This window comes from Streptomyces sp. NPDC001927, from assembly GCF_053594455.1.
On sequence record NZ_JBSFEN010000009.1, the window covers coordinates 351,635 to 370,937 of the forward strand.

The 19,303-nt window shown below is 71.4% G+C and carries 18 protein-coding genes; 13 read left to right on the top strand and 5 right to left on the bottom strand.

Features of this window, described 5'->3' with window-relative positions; all coding sequences use genetic code 11:
* Positions 1-28: 28 nt before the first annotated feature.
* Genes ACWCO8_RS25685 through ACWCO8_RS25705 form a run of 5 tightly spaced genes read left to right on the top strand, consistent with a single transcriptional unit; the run spans position 29 to position 4,885 of the window.
* Positions 29-1,918, top strand: a complete 1,890-nt coding sequence (locus ACWCO8_RS25685) for a hypothetical protein (RefSeq protein ID WP_451034224.1) — start codon at positions 29-31, stop codon at positions 1,916-1,918.
* 20 nt (positions 1,919-1,938) lie between these two features.
* Positions 1,939-2,355, top strand: coding sequence for a hypothetical protein (locus ACWCO8_RS25690; RefSeq protein ID WP_451034225.1), 417 nt, complete (start codon positions 1,939-1,941; stop codon positions 2,353-2,355).
* Positions 2,352-3,419: a glycoside hydrolase family 26 protein gene (locus ACWCO8_RS25695; RefSeq protein ID WP_451034226.1), complete on the top strand. Its 1,068-nt coding sequence runs from the start codon at positions 2,352-2,354 to the stop codon at positions 3,417-3,419. Before ACWCO8_RS25690 ends, ACWCO8_RS25695 begins: the two co-directional genes overlap by 4 nt.
* Positions 3,420-3,471: 52 nt before the next feature.
* Positions 3,472-4,629 (top strand): C2 family cysteine protease, encoded by a 1,158-nt coding sequence (locus ACWCO8_RS25700; RefSeq protein ID WP_451034227.1) that lies wholly within the window; start codon positions 3,472-3,474, stop codon positions 4,627-4,629.
* 4 nt (positions 4,630-4,633) lie between these two features.
* Positions 4,634-4,885: a DUF6406 domain-containing protein gene (locus ACWCO8_RS25705; protein ID WP_451034228.1), complete on the top strand. Its 252-nt coding sequence runs from the start codon at positions 4,634-4,636 to the stop codon at positions 4,883-4,885.
* 3 nt (positions 4,886-4,888) lie between these two features.
* Here the strand turns inward: ACWCO8_RS25705 and ACWCO8_RS25710 are convergent, their stop codons facing one another.
* The 3 genes from ACWCO8_RS25710 to ACWCO8_RS25720 form a co-directional block, all read right to left on the bottom strand.
* Positions 4,889-6,934, bottom strand: coding sequence for a lipopolysaccharide biosynthesis protein (locus ACWCO8_RS25710; RefSeq protein ID WP_451034229.1), 2,046 nt, complete (start codon positions 6,932-6,934; stop codon positions 4,889-4,891).
* Complete coding sequence (locus ACWCO8_RS25715) at positions 6,927-8,141, bottom strand: DegT/DnrJ/EryC1/StrS family aminotransferase (protein ID WP_451034230.1); 1,215 nt, start codon at positions 8,139-8,141, stop codon at positions 6,927-6,929. The genes ACWCO8_RS25710 and ACWCO8_RS25715 overlap by 8 nt, the downstream gene beginning before the upstream one ends.
* Positions 8,142-8,315: 174 nt before the next feature.
* Entirely contained in the window at positions 8,316-9,251 is a 936-nt protein-coding gene (locus ACWCO8_RS25720) for an RNA polymerase sigma factor SigF (protein ID WP_362014938.1), read from the bottom strand.
* A 218-nt stretch (positions 9,252-9,469) separates the two neighbouring features.
* Here ACWCO8_RS25720 and ACWCO8_RS25725 point away from each other — a divergent pair, with 218 nt between their 5' ends.
* The 6 genes from ACWCO8_RS25725 to ACWCO8_RS25750 all read left to right on the top strand — a co-directional run bounded on the left by ACWCO8_RS25725 (position 9,470) and on the right by ACWCO8_RS25750 (position 14,626).
* Positions 9,470-9,838, top strand: coding sequence for an STAS domain-containing protein (locus ACWCO8_RS25725; RefSeq protein WP_451034231.1), 369 nt, complete (start codon positions 9,470-9,472; stop codon positions 9,836-9,838).
* 108 nt (positions 9,839-9,946) lie between these two features.
* Entirely contained in the window at positions 9,947-10,420 is a 474-nt protein-coding gene (locus ACWCO8_RS25730; RefSeq protein ID WP_362014944.1) for an ATP-binding protein, read from the top strand.
* Positions 10,421-10,564: 144 nt separating this feature from the next.
* On the top strand, positions 10,565-11,257 hold the full coding sequence (locus ACWCO8_RS25735) for a peptidase (protein ID WP_451034232.1): 693 nt from the start codon (positions 10,565-10,567) through the stop codon (positions 11,255-11,257).
* 23 nt (positions 11,258-11,280) lie between these two features.
* Positions 11,281-12,138, top strand: coding sequence for a hypothetical protein (locus ACWCO8_RS25740; RefSeq protein ID WP_451034233.1), 858 nt, complete (start codon positions 11,281-11,283; stop codon positions 12,136-12,138).
* Positions 12,135-13,292: a hypothetical protein gene (locus ACWCO8_RS25745; protein WP_451034234.1), complete on the top strand. Its 1,158-nt coding sequence runs from the start codon at positions 12,135-12,137 to the stop codon at positions 13,290-13,292. Before ACWCO8_RS25740 ends, ACWCO8_RS25745 begins: the two co-directional genes overlap by 4 nt.
* Before the next feature lie 14 nt (positions 13,293-13,306).
* Positions 13,307-14,626, top strand: coding sequence for a hypothetical protein (locus tag ACWCO8_RS25750; RefSeq protein ID WP_451034235.1), 1,320 nt, complete (start codon positions 13,307-13,309; stop codon positions 14,624-14,626).
* A 91-nt stretch (positions 14,627-14,717) separates the two neighbouring features.
* Here ACWCO8_RS25750 and ACWCO8_RS25755 read toward each other — a convergent pair whose 3' ends face one another.
* The gene (locus tag ACWCO8_RS25755) at positions 14,718-16,238 is read right to left on the bottom strand and encodes a peptide MFS transporter (RefSeq protein ID WP_451034236.1); all 1,521 of its coding nucleotides are present in this window, start codon (positions 16,236-16,238) and stop codon (positions 14,718-14,720) included.
* A gap of 429 nt (positions 16,239-16,667) precedes the next feature.
* On the opposite strand from ACWCO8_RS25755, the gene ACWCO8_RS25760 reads away from it, so the two are divergent.
* Both ACWCO8_RS25760 and ACWCO8_RS25765 read left to right on the top strand, forming a co-directional pair.
* Positions 16,668-17,345, top strand: a complete 678-nt coding sequence (locus ACWCO8_RS25760) for a response regulator transcription factor (protein ID WP_451034237.1) — start codon at positions 16,668-16,670, stop codon at positions 17,343-17,345.
* Positions 17,346-17,450: 105 nt separating this feature from the next.
* Complete coding sequence (locus tag ACWCO8_RS25765) at positions 17,451-18,722, top strand: ATP-binding protein (protein WP_362014959.1); 1,272 nt, start codon at positions 17,451-17,453, stop codon at positions 18,720-18,722.
* A gap of 36 nt (positions 18,723-18,758) precedes the next feature.
* Here ACWCO8_RS25765 and ACWCO8_RS25770 read toward each other — a convergent pair whose 3' ends face one another.
* On the bottom strand, positions 18,759-19,277 hold the full coding sequence (locus tag ACWCO8_RS25770; protein WP_362014962.1) for a GtrA family protein: 519 nt from the start codon (positions 19,275-19,277) through the stop codon (positions 18,759-18,761).
* Positions 19,278-19,303: the final 26 nt, after the last annotated feature.

The window sequence follows — 19,303 nt, forward strand, 5'->3', positions numbered from 1 at the left end:
TGTGCCCGCGCCAGTCGAGGAGAGCGGCGTGTCTCCGCTGCCCGCCGCCCGGCGGCCCGAGGCGGAGCCGGACGCCGGCGCCCCCGCCTCCGCTCCGCCGCGCCGGTGGCGCGTACCGCGCGTACCGCGTCCGGGCCCGCACGCCCTCCTCAGCGCGCTCCCGCTGCTCGTGGCCGCCGCCCTCTGGCTGTACGCGCTGCCCCGGATCGGCTTCCGCGCCATCGCCGACTACGGGCTCCTCGACCGCTTCCCGCTCGCCTTCTACGCCTCCCTCGCCGTCCTGACCTGCGGGTTCCTGGTGACCCTGCGGCGGGCGGGGACGGCTCCGTGGTGGCCGGCCGCGTACAGCGTCGCGATGCTGGTGGCGCTGAAGGCGCCGCCGGCGATCCTGTACGACTCCGTCCGCTACGCCTGGGCCTCCAAGCACGACGCCGTGATCAGCCGGCTGCTCGCCGAGGGCACGGTGTACCCGCAGCGCGAGCTGTCCGGCGGGATGTCCGCGTACGACCAGTGGCCCGGGTTCTTCTCGCTCGACGCGGCGCTCGTCCGCGCCTTCGGCGTGGAGTCGGCGGCCTCGTTCATCAACTGGGCGCCGATCGCCCTGGGCCTCCTCACCCTCCCCGTCCTGCTGCTGATCTACCGCACGTTCAGCGACGACTGGCGGCTCGTGTGGACCGGGGTGTGGATCTTCCAGCTGGCCAACTGGGTCGGCCAGGACTACCTGTCCCCGCAGGGCTTCGCGTACCTGCTCTATCTGACCGTCTTCGCCGTCGTCGTACGGCACTTCGTGCGGCCCGGGTCCGCCGGCCGGCTGCGCGACCGTACGCTCCTGGACCCGGCCGCGGCCGCCGTGCCGCCGCCGACGACCGTGCGGCAGCGCGCGATCGCCGTGCTGATCGTCGCCCCGCTGATCGCGACCATCAACGCCTCGCACCAGCTGACCCCGGTGATGCTGTGCGCCACGCTCTTCGCGCTCTGCCTCACCCGCCGCTACCGCAACGTCGGGCTGCTCGTCGTGACCGGCCTGATCATGCTGGCCTGGGACCTCACCATGGGCCGGGTCCTCTTCCTGGAGACCATGAGCACGCTCAAGGACTCGGCGGGCGACCTGCTCTCCAACTCCCGTGCCGGTTACGCCGGTGAGCCCACCGGACCCGGGCCCGAGCTGGTCGGCGCCGCGAACATCGTGATGGTCCTGGCGCTCGCCGCGCTCGCCGGCACGGCCGTGCTGCTGCGCCGCCGGCTCGTCCGCAGCGCGCTGCCGCTGCTGCTCGCCGCGGCGGCGCCGGTGCCGATGTTCGCGGTCAACGACTACGGCGGCGAAATGCTCTTCCGCGTCTACCTGTTCGGGCTCCCCGGCACGGCGTTCTTCGCCGCCGCCGCGCTCGTCCCGGCGGCGGGCGCGGCCGGCCGGGGCGCGAAGGCGGCCCGGCGCGTGGCCACCGTCGCGCTGCCGCTCGCGCTCACGGCCCTGCTGGCCGGCTTCCTGCCCTCGTACTACGGCAAGGAGGGCATGCACTACGCCCCGCCCGCCGAACTCGCCCTCACCCAGCGGGCCTACGACCGGGCCCCGGACGGCGCCCTGATCCTCGCCACGACGGGCTCGTTCCCGGGCGCGTACTACCGCTACGACCACTACGAGCGCTGGTTCTTCACGGAGCAGGAAGTGCCGGAGAACCTGAAGATGCTGAAGGACCCGGCGGGTTACCTGGCCCGGGGCATCCCGGAGGGCCGTCCGGCGTTCGTGATCCTGACGCCGACGCAGGAGAAGGCGGTCATCGGCGAGGGCTACCTCCCACCGGGCAGCTTCCGCACCCTCCAGGAGGACCTCAAGCGCTCCCCGCTCTTCCACGTGGTGGAGGAGACCGAACACGGCCTGGTCCTGGAATACCGCCCGAGCCCGTCGCCGACGCCCTGACCAGAGGGAGTACGTAAGCCATGGCACCCGCACCCGCACACCTCCGGCTCAGAATCGGCCTCGCGGCCTCCGGCTGGGTCGCGCTCGGCGCCACCGCGCTGCCGGGCGGCTCCCCACTGCGCTGGATCCCGGTCCTTGCCTTCGTGGCGCTCGCGCCAGGGCTCGCGCTGCTCCACCCGCAGCCGGGCGGGCTGCGCCCCGGCGCCCGCCTGGAGGCGCTGGCGCTCGCGGCGCCCGTGAGCCTGTCGCTCGCGGCGCTCGCGGCGACGTCGTTGTTCCTGGTGAAGGGGTTCTCGACGACCGCGTTCCTGATCTCGCTCGCCGTCTTCGTGACGGTCGTCGCCGCCCTGCCGGGCGTCCCGCTGCCGGCGGCGACACGGGGCGCGGTGGAGCGGGAGAGCGCGCGAACCAAACGAAAGCCCGGTGGCGCGCGATGACCCGAGGCCATGCCGCGCCGCCGCCGCGCAGGTCACCGATGATGGCGATAGCCCTGGCGGCGGTCGGCGCGCTGGCCGCCGCGATCGGCGTCTGGAGCACCCAGGACAGGGACGACCGCTGCGCGCCCGACCGCAAGCTCGTCCTGCCGTGCGAGGGCGCGTGGTGGGGCGCGTACATCCCGTACGACGAGAACAGCTCGCTGACGAAGCCGGTGTACGCCTTCGAGCGAAAGATAGGCCGCAAGCTGGATGTGATCTACACCTACCACGACATGTCGGGGAAGCCGACGGACGGCGAACTCCTCACCCCCGACGAGGTGGAACTGGGCGAGGACCGGCTGCTGATGCTGGCCTGGGAGTCCACGGTGTGGAAGGAGAAGCACCACGCGGGCTGGAGCGAGACGCAGCTCGGCTGGAAGAACATCGCGTCGGGCAAGTACGACGCCTCGATCATCGACCCGCAGGCCCGCCGCCTGAAGGCGTACGGCAAGCGGGTCTTCTTCTCCTTCGACCAGGAGACGGACATGCGCATCAAGGAGGGCGCGGGCACCCCCGAGGAGTACGTCGCCGCCTACCGCCACCTCCGCGACCGCTTCGAGCGCCTGGGCGTCCGCAACGTCGTCTGGGTATGGACGGTCTCCGGCTACCTGGGCAACGCCGACACGATGAAGGCGCTGTACCCGGGGGACGCGTACGTCGACTGGATCGGCATGGACCAATACAACTACTACCAGTGCCACAAGTCCCCCAACTGGCTGGACTTCGAGGCTAGTCAGCGCCCGACGTACGAGTGGCTCCGCAAGACGATCTCCGCGAACAAGCCGATCATGCTCTCGGAGTTCGCCACGGCCCCCGACCCGACCCGCCCCGACCGCCAACGCGACTGGTACACCCAGATCCCGAAGGTCGCCCCCACCCTCCCCAGAGCCAAGGCCTACGTCCACTGGAACCGCGCGGTCCCAGGCGGCCCATCCTGCGACCTCACGGTCAACTCGGGCCCGGCGCTGGAGGGTTACAAGACGGCGGGCCAGGCCGACTACTTCCGGCAGGGCGTCCCTCGCTGACGGCCCGGTACGATCTTCGGCTGGTGGCCGAGGGGGCCGGGACGGGGGCGTCATGAGCGAGTTGCACACGGCTGACCGTGCTGCGGAGGCGGATCCGCGGTCTGCCGCTTCGATCGAGGTCGGCACGGAGCACGCGGAACCGGAGGAGCCGGGGGAGCCCGAGGAGCTGGGGGACCCGGAGGACCGGGAGGAACCCGAAGCGCCAGAGGAGCCCGAGGACGACCCGGACCGGGCCGACGGCGGCCCGGACCCCGAACGCGCCTTCCTGGGCGATGTCTTCTCGAAGCTGCGCGACACCATCGCCGGACCGCGCGAGCCGGCGGAGGGGCCTGTCGACCGGTACGCCACCGTCAAGCGGCCGGATTTCAACGCCATGGCGATCCCTGAGTACGGTGTGACCCTCTTCCAGTACGGCACACCTCTCGAGCGCCCGGACGGACAGCGCGCCCCGCTGTTCGACGGTCCCCCCAGGCGTGAGCAGACCGAACAGGGACGGCTCGGGGACTGCGGCGTCATCGCCACCATGGGGGCTGTTGCCTCGCATCTTCCGGAAGCGATCTCGGAGTGCGTGAAGGAGAACGAGGACGGTTCCTACGAGGTGACCCTCCATCAGGTGAAGAAGACCAGCAGTGGCGACTTCACCCATTGCGAACCGAATGGCGCTGTCACCGTTCTCACGATCACGCCCGAGCTGGTCGTGGAGTACGACCGCCCGGAACGGCCCGCCTATGCCCGTCCGGGCGCAGACGGCGTCGCCTGGCCCGCCGTCCTGGAGAAGGCCTTCGCGGGAGTCGACCAGACCTGGGAGGAGGACCGTTCCGGGAAGACTGGCTACGAACGCCTCGACCTGGGCACCCGGGCGAGCCACCGCGCCGAGATGCTGACCCAGCTCACCGGGCGGCCCGCCTACACCGACGACATCCCCACGCAGTACGACATGAACGGGGTCAGCCCTGAGCGCCAGCTGCTCACCATGTTCCGGGAGAAACTCGACGCGGGCTGCCCGATACTGGTCGGCACGCGAAAGATCGGGAAGGACGAGCCGGCTCTCCCCAAGGGACTGGTGGACGGTCATGCCTACGAAGTGAAGGGCGTGGACGACCGCGGACTCATCCATCTGCGTAATCCGCACAACATCAACGATCCGAAGCCGCTCACGGCGAAGGAACTCAGGGCCAACTGCCACGGCCAGTTCACCACGATGGGATAGGAACATGATCAACGAAGTCTGGCTGTGGCCACGTGTGGTCGGCGACTCGGACAACGCCCGATTCTCGGTCGTCCACCTCTACGCCCCGGCCGGTGAGCCGCTCAGCATTCAGCTCGTGGTCGCGGCCGATGACGAGCGCACGTACACCCTGCACGTGGGGGACACCTTTCCCGTTCGGGACGAGACCTGGACGTTCGAGCGGGTCGAGAACCTGGAGACCGAGCGCTGGCTCGTCCTCCTGCGCAAGGTCGCCTGACCGTCACCTGCCGCCGGAACGGCGGCCGGCGCCCCGCAGGCCCCGTACCGCCACCGCCGTCATCGTGGCGCCGCTCATGCCCAGGAGGATGGGCAACGGGGCCTCGGCGAAGGTGTGTTGGGCTGCCCAGCCTGCCCAGGTGAGGATCCAGACCGTGCAGGCCGTTACGCGGACGCTTGTGCCCAGGGCGCGGAGGAGGACGGCCGCCAGGGCCAGGCAGAGGGCCTGGAGAGCGATCGGGAGGGCCGTCAGGGCTTCGGTGGGGACGAAGGCCGGGGTCAGGGTCGTGCCCGGGCCCGTTGCCGTCTCCGGGGTGAGGCCAAGGAGGGGTGGCGCGAGGTGCAGGGCCAGGAACGTCGTGGCCAAGACCGTCGCGGCGTAGAGGCGCCGTACCTGGCGGCGCGCCACCGCCGCCGTGTGCAGGGCCACCAGCAGGACCCCGGCGCCCAGCGTGACCGGCGGGAGCGCGGCGATCAGTTCCGTACCGGAGAGGCGGTCCGCGGCGACCGCGTCCGTGTGGGCGAGCGGCAGCCAGAAGAGGGCCGTGGCCAGGGCGAGGAGGAGCCACAGGACCGTGCCGGGGCGGTCCTCCCGGCCGTCGGCGTCGTCCGGCACGGCGATCGGGCGCGGTACGTACACCGGCAGGCCCAGCGTCGACGCCTCCCTCGGCGCCCACTCCTGTTCCGCCGCCCGCCGCGCCCAGCTCGTGCCGTACTCGACATCCGTACGGCCGCCCTTCAGGGCCGCGCGCAGTCCGGGCGCCGAGGCCGCCGCCATCAGCGTCATCGAGCCGAGCATCGCCAGCCCGGCCCCCGAGATCCCCACCGGGCCGAGGAGCAGCGCCGCGCTGCCCAGGACCAGCACGCACATCGCGCCCTGGAGCGCGGCCAGCGCGCCCGTACGCCCCTGGACGCGCAGCACCCCGATGTACAGCTCCACGGCCACCCGGGGCAGCGCCGCCGCGGCCAGCAGACGCAGCACCGTCGTGCCGTGGTCGGCGTAGTCCGGGCCGAACGGCGCGAGGATGTACGGCGCGAAGACGACGAGGAAGACGACGACGGGGACAAGCAGCAGCGCCATCCTGCGCAGCGCCCCGCGCACGCCCTCCGCCAGCGACTCCGGGCTGTGCGAGGCGTGCGCGGTGAGCGAGGAGGCCATGTTGATGGCCATGAACTCCATCGTGCCGCCGACGGTGTACGCCGTGTAGAAGAACGCGTTGTGCGCCGCGTCGAAGCGGACCGCCACCATCACCGGCAGCAGGTTGATCATGGCGAGGCTGAACAGCGCCCCGACCGAGTCTCCGGCCATGAAGCGGCCGATCTCCCGCATCGCCGGCGGCTCGCGGTCGCGGTCGGCGCGGGCCTGCCGGGGGATGAGCCGGCGGAAGACGAGCCAGCCGAGCGGGACGACGGACAGCGCGATCGCCGCCGACCAGGACACGAAGACGCCGAGGACCGGCATGGTCGTGGCGAAGGCGGCGAGCAGCAACAGCTTGCCGATGGAGAAGCCGGCGTTCCCGATCGGCACCCAGAAGGCGCGCCTGAGCCCGGTGAGGACACCGTCCTGGAGGGTGAGGAGCGCCCAGCCGACGCAGGACGCGGTGAAGAAGAGACCGGCGGAGAGCGAGCCCAGCGGGGCGTACGACGGGCCCCACCAGTCCAGCGTGAGGAGGAAGACCCCGCACGCCAGGGCGACCACGACCGAGCTGACCAGGTAGATCCGGCCGACCAGCGGGCCGGTGGCCCGGCCCGCCCGGGGGACGTACCGGACGACCGCGCCGATCATCGTCGTCGCGGTGATGGAGGCGAGCAGCCGCTGCGCGGCGATGGCCGCGGAGCCCTGCCCGACGGCCTCCTCGGAGTAGTAGCGGGCGGCGACCAGCCAGAAGCCGAGTCCGAGCGCGGCCGAGACGCCGGTGGAGAGCATGAGGGCGTACGCGTTCCGGAACATCGAGTCCCCGCCCGACGCGTCGGGAGCCGGCTGCGACACCTCCTGCGCCCGCTCCTGCGCCGCCCCATCCGGCTTGCGCAGCCGGACGGACTCAGCCACGGTCGCTGCCGTCGCTGCCGTCGCTGCCGTCGCCGTCCTCGTACCGCACCGGCCGCACCCCCGCCGCGTCCAGCACCCCGATCACCTCGGCCGCCCGCCTGGGGTCCACCGGCAGGGCGTGCCGGGCGAACCAGGTCGCCGGCTCCGGGGCGGGGGAGGGGTCGGTGAAGAGTTCGCCCGCGTACGTGTCGAGCGGGGGGTCGTAGAGGTAGCCCGTGACGATCCGGCGGCGGGCGAGCGCGGCGATCGCCGCGTCCCGGTCGTCGACAAGGAGCGGGACCCGGAACAGCGGCTGGATCCCGGCTCTCTCGGCGCACGTGCCCCACTCGCTCGCCGCGAGCCGCTCCGTACCCGCCCGGTGGACGGCGAGCGTGGTGTCCAGGCGGGCCAGGAGGCGTTCCGTACGGCGCAGCCTGACCGCGCCCGCACCGAGGCGGTAGTCGTGCATGTCGACCCGGACCCAGGGGTGGAAGGGCGCGAGCCCCGGCGCGGCGGCGAGCGCCTGCTTCAGCTCGTCCGCCCGCAGCGGCATCCGGATCTCCTCGCGCTCCTGCTGCCCGAGCAGCCGCAGCGTGGCGTGCGCGGCCTTCACGAGCCGCAGCGCGCGGACGGTGGCCTCGGCGTACGGCCGTACGAGATAGGCCAGTTCGGCGGTCGCACGCGACGGGTGCAGCAACTCATCCCGTGCGGCGGCCAGTTCGGCCCGCTGAACCGGGTCGGCGATCGACAGGAAGCCGCCCGTCTTCGCCCCGGTGTGCTTGGAGAGGCTGAACACGGACGCCTCGCCCCACGTGCCGACCGGGCGGCCGCCGATCCGCGAGCCGATGGCGTGGGCCGCGTCCTCCAGGAGCGGGATGCCCAACGCGTCGCAGCGGGCCCGCAGTTCGGGAGCCGGGTCGGGATTCCCGTACAGATTGGTGGTGAGGACGGCGGAGAGCCCCCGCCAGACGGACTCCGGTACGGCGGCGATGTCGATCGAGCCGTCGCGCGGGTCCAACGGCGCCTGGACCGGGCGCAGCCCGGCGGCCAGGACCACGAAGAAGATCACGTCGTCGTTGACCGGCGACATCAGGACCCGGCCGCCGGGCGCGCACCAGTGGCGCAGCGCGAGATAGAGACCGAAGCGGCACGACGGCACATGGAGGCACTCCCTGCCCCCGAGCCGGCCGCGCATGCGCTCTTCCAGTTCCGCGTACGCAGAAACCATGCGATTCCCCCCTGAACCCCGGCCCAATGTGTCCCATTCCGGGCGACCCGTCAATAACGCGGAAGGGCCTGTCCGGTGAAGAACAGGCCCTTTCCACAGGTCACTTGGGGTGCCCGGAAGGGGGTGCGCCGGAGCGCGGGGGAGAGCGCCTCGACCGGGGTCACTCCTCCTGGGTCACTCCTCCAGAGTCAGCCCCTTGCGCAGCCGCGTCAGCGTCCGCGAAAGGAGACGGGAGACGTGCATCTGGGAGATGCCCAGCTCCTCGCCGATCTCCGACTGGGTCATGCCGGCGACGAACCGCAGGGAGAGGATGCGCCGGTCGCGCGGCGGCAGCGAGGCGATCATCGGCTTGAGGGACTCGACGTACTCGATGCCCTCGATGCCGTGGTCCTCGTAGCCGATGCGGTCCGCGAGCGCGCCCTCACCGTCGTCCTCCTCGGGCTGGGCGTCCAGCGAGCTCGCGGTGTACGCGTTGCTCGCGGCCATGCCCTCGACGACCTCGTCGCGGCTCAGGTCGAGCTCCTCGGCGAGTTCGCCGACCGTGGGGGCGCGGTCGAGGCGCTGGGCCAGCTCGTCCCCGGCCTTGGCGAGGTCGAGGCGGAGTTCCTGGAGCCTTCGCGGAACGCGCACGGACCACGAGGTGTCGCGGAAGAAGCGCTTGATCTCGCCGACGATCGTCGGCATCGCGAAGGTGGGGAACTCGACGCCACGGGTCAGTTCGAAGCGGTCGATCGCCTTGATGAGGCCGATCGTGCCGACCTGGATGATGTCCTCCATCGGCTCGCTGCGGGAGCGGAACCGGGAGGCCGCGAACTTGACCAGGGCCAGGTTGAGTTCGACCAGGGTGTTGCGGACGTAGGCGTACTCGTGCGTGCCCTCTTCGAGGGCGTCGAGACGGGCGAAGAGCGTCTTCGAGAGCGCCCGCGCGTCCAGCGGGTCGACCTGGTCGAAGGGACCGATGCCGGAGATCTCGTCGAACTCGGCGATCCCGTGAAAGTCTTGGGGGGTGGGGGGTTGGGTGGGGGTGTGGGCGGGGGACTGGGGTGCTTCTGCCGACGGCGCGTCGTGGGTACGCGGGACGTCGAGCCGGGGTGACATGGTCTCCTCCATCGTTTCTTCCTGCTGCGGTTTGCGGCGCCTCCGAGCCGGTCGTGTGCGAACGTTCCTTACTAGCCCTACCTGCTCGACGCACACGCTGGCAAGTGTCAATTGTCCGGTTTGCGGGGGTGTGTGGTGGTGTTCGGGTGCAAGCCTTGACGCCGCGCTTGTATGGTTCGTGGCACGTCATCCGTCATCCGGCATCCGCGAGAGCGAGAAGAGGCACGGGCATGGACCGCCAGCACATCGGCAGCACGCAGCCAGGACGGCTGCGGGTCGAGGTCCGCACCGTGGGGGCGAGCGAGGTGCTCACCCCCGTGGGTGAGCTCGATCACCACACGGCCGAAGTGTTGCGTGCGCCACTCGACCGCGCGCTCGAAGCGGGCCGCTCACGGCTCGTCGTCGACTGCTCACAGCTCGACTTCTGCGACTCCACCGGCCTCAACGTGCTCCTCGGGGCCCGCCTGAAGGCCGACGCCGCGGGGGGCGGGGTTCATCTGACGGGGATGCGGCCGATGGTGGCCAGGGTCTTCGAGATCACCGGTGCGGACGTCGTCTTCACCGTGCACGAAACGCTTGGCGCGGCACTGCCCGACTAGTACGCGACCGGTGGGCGGGTGTCGTCCGGAGATGACCGGGCAGGAGAGCCCCGGTTTCGTCCGTTGTCTGGTGAATCTTTCTGGTGGATTCGGTGAGGTGAAGCGCTGATGGACACTGCTGCCGGTGGCAGGGAGGTCGAGGAGTCGGTGGGTTCCGTCGTGGACGCCGCCGTTCTCGACGTACGCACGCTCGCGCTCGGCGCCACCAGCGGGACCGTACCGCTCGCCCGCGACTTCACCAGGACCGCGCTGTACGACTGGGGCTGGCTGCCGGCCGCGACCGCCGACGCCAGAGCCGCCGCCGAGGACGTCCTCCTCGTCGTCTCCGAGCTGGTCACCAACGCCTGCCTGCACGCCGAGGGCCCCGAGACGCTCCGCGTCGTGCGCCGGGCCAAGGTGCTGCGCCTCGAAGTCACCGACGTCGGCGCGGGGCACCCCGCGCCGCGCACCCCGCACCGGGCCGCGCGGCCCGGCGGGCACGGCATGTTCATCGTCCAGCGGCTCTGCCTCGACTGGGGCATCGCGCGCACGGCGGGCACCCCCGGCAAGACCGTCTGGGCGGAACTCGCCGCGCCCTCCTAGTGCTTGACTGGCCGTGACGCGCGGACCGATGTGATCGAGCCCACTTTCGGTCCTCCTCTTGTCTTCCCTCCTCAAGGCCCCAGGCGTACCTTGACGCGCAATCTGATGTGCCGTCAGTAACTTCGCGTGAGGGGTGCTTGGATCGTGCCGTACCGAAGGAGAACAGCGTTCGCGCTGGCAGCGGCGGCTGCGGGCTCGGCGGTCCTGGCCTCGGCCCCCGCCGCGCACGCCACCGTCGTCGACGTGAACTACGCCTGCGAGACGAAGATCGGCCCGAAGAGCGCCGTCTCGCCCGTCGACATCAAGGCCGAGAAGAGCGGCTCCGGTTACACCGTCACGATGTCCTTCGAGAAGGGCGTCTCGGACAGCCCGATCGAGCTGCCCAAAGGGGTCATGACCCCGCGCGCCGAGCTCAAGCTGGGCGGCGCCGACTCGGGCACGCTCAAGGTCAAGGGCGCGCCGAACACCGAGGCCATCCCGCCCAACACACCGATCAAGATCGGGCAGTTGACGGGCACGTACACACCCAAGAAGAGCGGCAAGGTCACCTTCACGGCCGGCCTGCTCACCGTCCACGCGCTCGGCATGGACGCGGCGGTCTGTACGCCGAAGAACAACCCGGCGCCCGCGCTCGAACTCGACGTCACGGCCGCGGGCGGCTCCTCGGACTCCGGCGGCGGCTCCGACGACTCGGGCGGCGGCCAGTCCCCGAGCGGCGGCGAACTGCCCAAGACCGGCCCGCTCGACTCCGCGACGGCGCTCGGCACGCTCGGCGGCACGGTCCTCCTGACCGGCGCGGCCGGCGTGCTCTGGCTCACCCGGCGCACGGCTCGCTGATGCGGGGGGCGTGGGCCGGGACCGTGACCGCCGTCACCGCGCTGCTCGGAGCGGTGGCGGCGGCGCCCGCGCCCCCACCGGCCTCCGGATGGACGGCGGGTGCGGCGGGGGCGAGCGAGCAGCGGCCGTACGTCTACCTCGAAGGCGCGGCGGGCAGCGTCCTCCAGGACACCCTCTCGGTGAGCAACCCGGGTGCGCGACCGCTCACCGTACGGCTCAGCGGGCAGGGCACCCCGCTCGCCTTCGCCGCGCGGACGGTGACCGTACCGGCGCGGACGCGCGCGGACGTGCCGTTCGCGGTGACCGTGACCGCCGACACCGCCCCCGGCGACCACCGGGGCACGGTGACCGTGGCGGCCGGCGGGCGCGAGGTGCGGGTGCCGGTGCACCTGCGGGTCAGCGGGCCGAGCCTGGCGGCGCTCACGGTCGAGGACGTCACGCTCGACACCTTGGGCACCCTGACGTACACCCTGGTCAACCGGGGCAGCACGGTCCTCGCGCCGAGGCTCTCCGTGCGCGCGGAGGGCGTCCTCGGCACGGTCCTCGACCGCCCGTCCCGCGCCCTGCCGCTCGCCCTCCGCCCCGGCGAGCGCGCCACCCGCGCCGAACCCTGGCCCGACCCGCCCGCCCTCGACTCGGTCACCGTCCACGTCCGCGCGACCGCGCCCGGCGCGACGGAGGCGGAGGCCCGCGCCGAGCGCGTCTTCGTGTCGACGGGCGCGGCCACCGCCGGCACGGGCGCCCTGCTCGTGGCGGCGGGGGCGGCCGGCCTGGTCCTCCGAAGACGCCGGGCCGGTGCCGTGGAGGAGCCCCTTGACGAGCCCGGGATCCCGGTGGAACAAGCCCAGTTGGTGGACGTGACGGCAGGAGCGGACCGATGAGAACGAGCGGTACGGGACGGCGCGCGGGCGCGTTCGCCGGGGCGGTGCTCGCCGCCCTGCTCCTCGCCCTGCTGCCGACCGTCGCGCAAGCCCAAGGCCAAGGCCAAGCCCAAGGCCAAGCCCAAGGCCAAGCCCAAGGCCAAGCCCAAGCCCAAGCGCAGGCCCAGGCGCGGGCGTCCGGGCCGACCGTCGCGCTGTCGCAGACCGAGGGCGGCAAGGGCGGCGAGATCACCGTGAGCGGCGCCGGGTGGAAACCGGGCGCGCTGCTCATGCTCCTGATCTGCGGCCAGGGCGAGCCCGGGAAGGGCGTCGTCGGCGGCACCAACTCCTGCGCCAACACCGAGGGCCGCGCGGCCACGGTGGACGCCAAGGGCGCCTTCAGCCAGAAGATGCCGGTCGCCGAACCGCCCAAGCCCTGCCCGTGCGTGGTGCACGTCGCCGGGGTCACCGGCCAACAGGACGTCGTGGACGTGGCGTTCACGGTCGCGGGCCACCCGACCGCCCCGCTCCCCGAGGCCACCGGCACGGGCAGGCTCGCCGTCCTCGCCTCCGTACGCCTCGAAGGCTCCAGCGGCGTCCTCGTCTGGTTCGGCGCGCCCGCCCGGCGCGAGGTCGTCTTCACCGTCGGCAACCTCGGCCAGACCCCCGTCAAGGACCCGGTCTTCCAGGTCGGCACGAGCCACGGCGTCTTCTCGCCGCAGTACGAGGAACGGCAGTGGCGCGGCACCATCCAGCCCGGCAAGAAGGCCCAGATCAAGCTGCCCGTCGAACTGTCGGCGGGCGCGCACGGCGACTACGAGGTCTCGGTGAAGTACGCCGGGAAGGTCCTGGTCGACCAGCCGTGGGGGGTCGGCAGGCCCTGGGGCGTGACGCTCTTCTGGCTGCTGCTCGCCGTGGTCGTCCCGGCCGCGCTCTTCCGGATCGGGATGGCGGTGGTGGACCGGGTCAGGCCCGGCGGCGCCGCCGGGGCCCGCTCCGGCCACCGGGGCCGGCGCCGCACTCTCGTCCGTACGCCTCTCGTACGTACCCCCGAACCCCGCCCCGCTCCCGAGCGGGACGAAGCCACAGCCACCACGGTTCTGCCGTGGTTCACCCCGGACTCCGCACCGTCCGCACCGTCAGAGATCAGCCCGACGACGAAGGGACATCAGTGAGCACGCAACGGAGGATGAGCGCGGCGGGAGTCGCGCTGATGCTCGGCGGCGCGGGGATCCTGCTGGCCGCCAGCCCCGCGCAGGCGGCCGAGGTCTCGTACAAGACCGAGTGCATTCCGCCGTCCATCTCCGGTCTTCCACCGGTGCAGGGCACCACGAAGGTGGAGATCACCGCGCCGGCGGAGGCGAAGGTCGGTGACGAGGTCGAGGTCGTCTGGAAGACGGTCGAGGCCGCGTCCAAGAACCCCGACGTCCTCGACCTGGAGAAGGACACGGTCAAGCCGACCGGTGAGATCAAGATCGGCGGCGCGGCGAGCGGCACGCTCGCCATGGAGGGCCCGCGCTCGAACCCGGCGATCCCGAAGAACAGCCCGATGAAGCTGTCGGACATGAAGGGCAAGCTGAAGCTGGACAAGGCGGGCGAGATCACGCTGACGCCGGACAAGTACAACATCAACGTCTCCAAGCCGCTGTCGACGGACACGAAGTGCGCGCCGAAGGAGGCGGTGCCGGTCGCGGCGAAGATCAAGGTGACGGAGGGCGGCGGAGGCTCGACGACGTCGGGCGGTGGTACGACGACGTCCGGCGGCACCACGACCACGTCGGGCGGTACGACGACGTCCGGCGGCACGACCACCACCTCGGGCGGCACCACGACCTCCGGCGGCAGCACCTCCGGCGGCGGTGGCGGGCAGACCGACTTCACCGGCAAGGAGGTCGCGGTCCAGTTCTCCTGCCAGTCGCCCGGCCCGGCGAACATCACCTCCAAGGTCACCATCAACGCCAAGAAGAGCGGCGGGAACTACGAACTGACCGTCAAGACTGCCAAGGGCGTCATGGACAGCCCGGCCCCGCTGCCCGCGGGCGCGCTCAAGCCGTCGATGGCGGTCAAGCTCGGCGGCGCCGACAGCGGCACGGTCAAGGTCGAGGGCCCGGCGAACGCCGCCCCGCTGGAGCAGGGCAAGCCGGTCGACCTGCCGGACATGAAGGGCACGTACAAGCCCGGCGCGAACGGCAAGTCGACGCTCAGCCCCGGCACGCTGACCATCAATGTCTCGCTCGGCGGCTCGCCGATCGTGATCCCGTGCCAGGTCAAGGGCTCCGTCCAGGCCTCCCTCGAACTCGACACGTCGAAGGTGGACGGCGGCGCGGTGGGCGGCGGCAGTGACGCGGCGGCCGGCGGCGGCTCCGCCGCCGGCGGCTCGGGCGGCCTCGCCAACACCGGCGCCGAGGACGACGGCGCCCTGCGCGCCCTCGCCCTGGTCGCGGGCACGGTGATCCTCCTCGGCGGCGCGGTGTTCACGTTCACACCGTGGGCGCGGCTGAGGCGCTGACCCAGCGGTACGTCCGGAAACGGCTGAGGGCCGGCGCACCGAAACCGGTGCGGCGGCCCTCAGGCACGTACGGAGCGTACGGAGCGAGGCGTCAGTGGACGCTGCCCATCATCGACTGGACCTTCTTGCGGTACATGTAGACCGCGAATCCGGCGAGGACGGCCAGGGCCGCCTGCATACCGATGATTCCTGTGCCGTTGAGGTCCACGCCCGCGAGCGACAGCAGACCCGTGGTGCAGTCACCGGCGGTGACGGCGAGGAACCAGACACCCATCATCTGGGAGGCGTACTTCTGCGGCGCCATCTTGGTCGTCACGGAGAGGCCGACCGGGGAGAGGCAGAGCTCACCGATGGTCTGGATCATGTAGATCGAGACGAGCCACATCGGGGAGACCTTGGTGCCGTCGCCCGCCATGCCCATCGGAACGATGAAGACGAAGAACGAGGCGCCGACCAGGACCAGGCCCATCGCGAACTTCACGATGGTGTTGGGCTCCTGGTTCTTACGGGCCAGCCAGAGCCACAGCCAGGCGAAGACCGGGGCCAGCGCCATGACGAAGAGCGGGTTCAGGGACTGGAACCAGGTGGCCGGGAAGCTGAAGCCGAAGAGCGAGTCGGCGGTCTTGCCGTCGGCGAAGAGGGACAGCGTGGAGCCGCCCTGGTCGTAGATCATCCAGAAGACGGCGGCGGCGACGAAGAACCAGATGTAGCCGTTCATCTTCGACTGCTCGCCCTTGTCGAGGTCCTTGTCGCGCTTGATGCGGACCAGGACGGCGACCGGGATGATCAGACCCGCGAGGGTGATCGGCACGAGCGCCCACTTCAGGGTGTACATGCCCATCGCGATGACGGCGCCGTAGAAGACGGCGACGGTCACGACGGCCACGCAGACCTTGACCAGGATGCTCTTGCGCTCCTCGGCGGAGAGCGGGTTCGGGACGACGTTGCTCTTCGGGCTCAGGCTCTTGGTGAAGGCCAGGAAGCAGGCGAGGCCCAGGCCCATGCCGACCGCGGCGAGGGCGAAGCCCAGGTGCCAGTTGACCTTCTCGCCGAGGGTGCCGACGGCGAACGGGGCGACGAACGCACCGAGGTTGATGCCGATGTAGAAGAGCGTGAAGCCACCGTCACGGCGCGGGTCGTCCGGGCCGTTGTAGAGGTGGCCGACCATCGTGGAGATGTTGGCCTTCAGCAGACCCGAGCCGACGGCGACGAGCGCCAGGCCGACGAAGAACATCGCCTGACCGGGGATGGCCAGCGAGGCGTGACCGGCCATGATCACGAAACCGGCGATCGTGACGGTCTTGCGGGCGCCCCAGACACGGTCGCCGAACCAACCGCCCGGCATGGCCATCAGGTAGACCATCGAGACGTAGACGGAGTAGATCGCCGTCGCCGTGGCCGCCGTCATCGCGAGGCCGCCACCCTGGCTGCCGGTCGCGGCGTCCGCGCCTCCGGAGACCAGGTACAGGACGAGGAGGGCCCTCATGCCGTAGTAGGAGAAGCGCTCCCACATCTCGGTGAAGAAGAGGGTGGCCAGGCCGCGGGGGTGGCCGAGGAACGTCTTCTCGGAACCAGGGGTTCCGGTCGAAGCCGTCGTCAGGCTGGACGCCATGTCGATCCTTGCTCTGTCGGGACGCGCGCCTTGTGAGCGTGGTGCGCCCGGTGGGGGAGGCCGGCACCGGGGGGAGCTCGGTCGCACCCCGCCGGGATCCACGCCCCGGTCCGCGTCATCGCGTACCGGAACCCGGCCCACAGGTCATTCACTGTCCTCAAGGTTGGCGATGCCGACCTCGTGCAGAAAAGAGACCCTTGGCGTGATTAGCGAGCCAAAGGTCCCCGTTTACCGCTACAGACGTCTCGACACCATACGACACCACAGTGCCTGAATTGGAAGCACTTGAGAGATGGATCACAGGTGACCAAGGAACCAACGGTCGCCAATCCAAGGTCATGTGCAGGATATCCACCCTGATCCGCAGGGTCCGACCCGAGCCTGTGGATCATGCCCCGGGGCGTCGGCGGCGCGGACTACCATCACCCCATGACCCGTGTACTGCTCGCCGAGGACGACGCATCCATCTCGGAGCCGCTGGCCCGCGCGCTGCGCAGGGAGGGATACGAGGTCGAGGTGCGCGAGGACGGACCGACCGCCCTCGACGCCGGCCTCCAGGGCGGCATCGACCTCGTGGTGCTCGACCTCGGACTCCCGGGCATGGACGGCCTGGAGGTCGCGCGGCGGCTGCGCTCCGAGGGGCACACGGTTCCGATCCTGGTCCTGACCGCCCGCGCCGACGAGGTCGACACGGTGGTCGGGCTCGACGCGGGCGCCGACGACTACGTGACGAAGCCCTTCCGGCTCGCCGAACTCCTCGCCCGGGTCCGGGCCCTGCTCCGGCGCGGCGCCACCGAGCCGGCCGTCGCCCCCGCCACGCACGGCGTGCGGATCGACGTCGAGTCGCACCGCGCCTGGATGGGCGACGAGGAGCTCCAGCTCACCGCCAAGGAGTTCGACCTCCTGCGCGTCCTCGTCCGCGACGCCGGCCGGGTCGTCACCCGCGACCAGCTGATGCGCGAGGTCTGGGACACCACGTGGTGGTCCTCCACGAAGACCCTCGACATGCACATCTCCTGGCTGCGGAAGAAGCTGGGCGACGACGCGGCGAACCCGCGGTACATCGCGACGGTCCGCGGCGTCGGCTTCCGCTTCGAGAAGAGCTGACGGACCCCGGCCGGGGCCCCCGCGACCGAGCCGGCCGAGGGACAGGGCCCGCGGCCCGTAGGCTCGGGGGAGCCTCTCCTGCCCCGGCCTCCCCCGGAGGGACCCGTGCGTCGCCGTCTGATCAACTCCACGCTCGCCGTGGTCCTCGTCGTCATCGCCGTCTTCGGCGTCTCGCTCGTCATCGTCGAGACGCGCACGATCTCCTCCAGCGCCCAGGACAGCGTGGACTCCGAGGCCGTGCGCCTTGTCTCCATCGTCGACAGCCGGCTCATCGGCGGGGAGCCCGTCAACCCCGACATCCTCGCCGAGCAGAGCGGCGCCAAGCGGTACGCCCTGATCGAGATCCCCGGCCGCGCCCCCATCGAGATCGGCGACCGCCCCGAGGGCAGCGTCATCCGCGGCACCGCCGAGGGCGAACGCGGCGAGACCGTGACCGTCGAGGAGTCGCGCTCCACGATCACCAGCGAGGTCGGCCGCACCCTCCTGATCATCGGGGCCGTGGCCCTGCTCGCCGTCGTGGCCGCCGTCCTCCTCGCCGTACGGCAGGCCAACAAGCTGACGTCCCCGCTCACCGACCTCGCCGAGACGGCCGAACGGCTCGGCTCCGGCGATCCGCGACCGCGCCACAAGCGGTACGGGGTGCCGGAACTCGACCGGGTCGCCGATGTCCTCGACTCCTCCGCCGAGCGGATCGCCCGGATGCTCACCGCCGAGCGCCGGCTCGCCGCCGACGCCTCGCATCAGCTCCGTACGCCCCTCACGGCGCTCTCCATGCGCCTGGAGGAGGTCGCCGTGGCCGACGACCTCGACACGGTCAAGGAGGAGGCGACGATCGCGCTCACGCAGGTCGAGCGGCTCACCGATGTCGTCGAGCGGCTCCTCACGAACTCCCGCGACCCCCGCACCGGCTCCGCCCTCGCCTTCGACCTCGACGAGGTCATCAAGCAGCAGATCGAGGAGTGGCGCCCGGCCTACCGCAGCGGGGGCCGCGCCATCGTCCACTCGGGCAAGCAGGGCATGCGCGCGGTCGGCACCCCCGGGGCCGTGGCCCAGGTGCTCGCCGCGCTGATCGAGAACTCCCTCATGCACGGCGGCGGCACCGTCGCCCTGCGGACGAGGGTCACCGGCAATCAGTCCGTGATCGAGGTCACCGACGAGGGCCCCGGCGTCCCCGCCGACCTCGGCGCGCGGATCTTCGAGCGGGCGGTCAGCGGACGCAGCTCCACGGGCATCGGCCTCGCGGTCGCCCGCGACCTCGCGGAGGCGGACGGCGGCCGTCTGGAGCTGCTCCAGCAGCACCCCCCGGTCTTCGCGCTCTTCCTGAGCCGCGAGGTCAGGAGCCGCAGGGACGAGCAGCGGGAACGCCCGGTCCGCTAGGAATCGGCGGACGGGCCGGCACAAGCGGTTACGGGGCTAGCGCACGCGGTCCGGCTGCTTGCGCGCCGTCTGCTTCGGGGCCTGCTCCAGGAACGATTCGGCGGTCTGGACCGCCTCCCGGGCCGGCAGCGTACGGAACACCCAGGTGCGGTACGACCAGAAGCGGAACAGCGTCGCGACGCCGATCCCGAGGAACTTGAAGACGTTGCTCTGCAGCGGGGTGTCCCAGCCGAAGCCGTACGTCGCCGCGTACAGGATGCCGTTCTGGATGATCAGCCCGGCCACGCTGAACAGCAGGAAGAGCGTCAGCTCCTTCGTCCGCTGGCTCTTGTCGCGGTCGCGGTACGTGAAGTACCGGAAGCCCAGGTAGTTGAAGCCGATCGCCACGACCGTGGCGATGACACTCGCCCGGACCACGGGCAGCTCCGTCAGATGGCGCACCAGGTTGAAGACCCCGAGGTCCACGAGCAGGCCGAGACCGCCGACCGCTCCGAACTTGGCGAACTCACGCGTGAGCCGGTCAAGCCGCACACGTAGTGCGCTTCGTTCACTCATGGTGATGGTCCAGCCCCGTCCGTTCG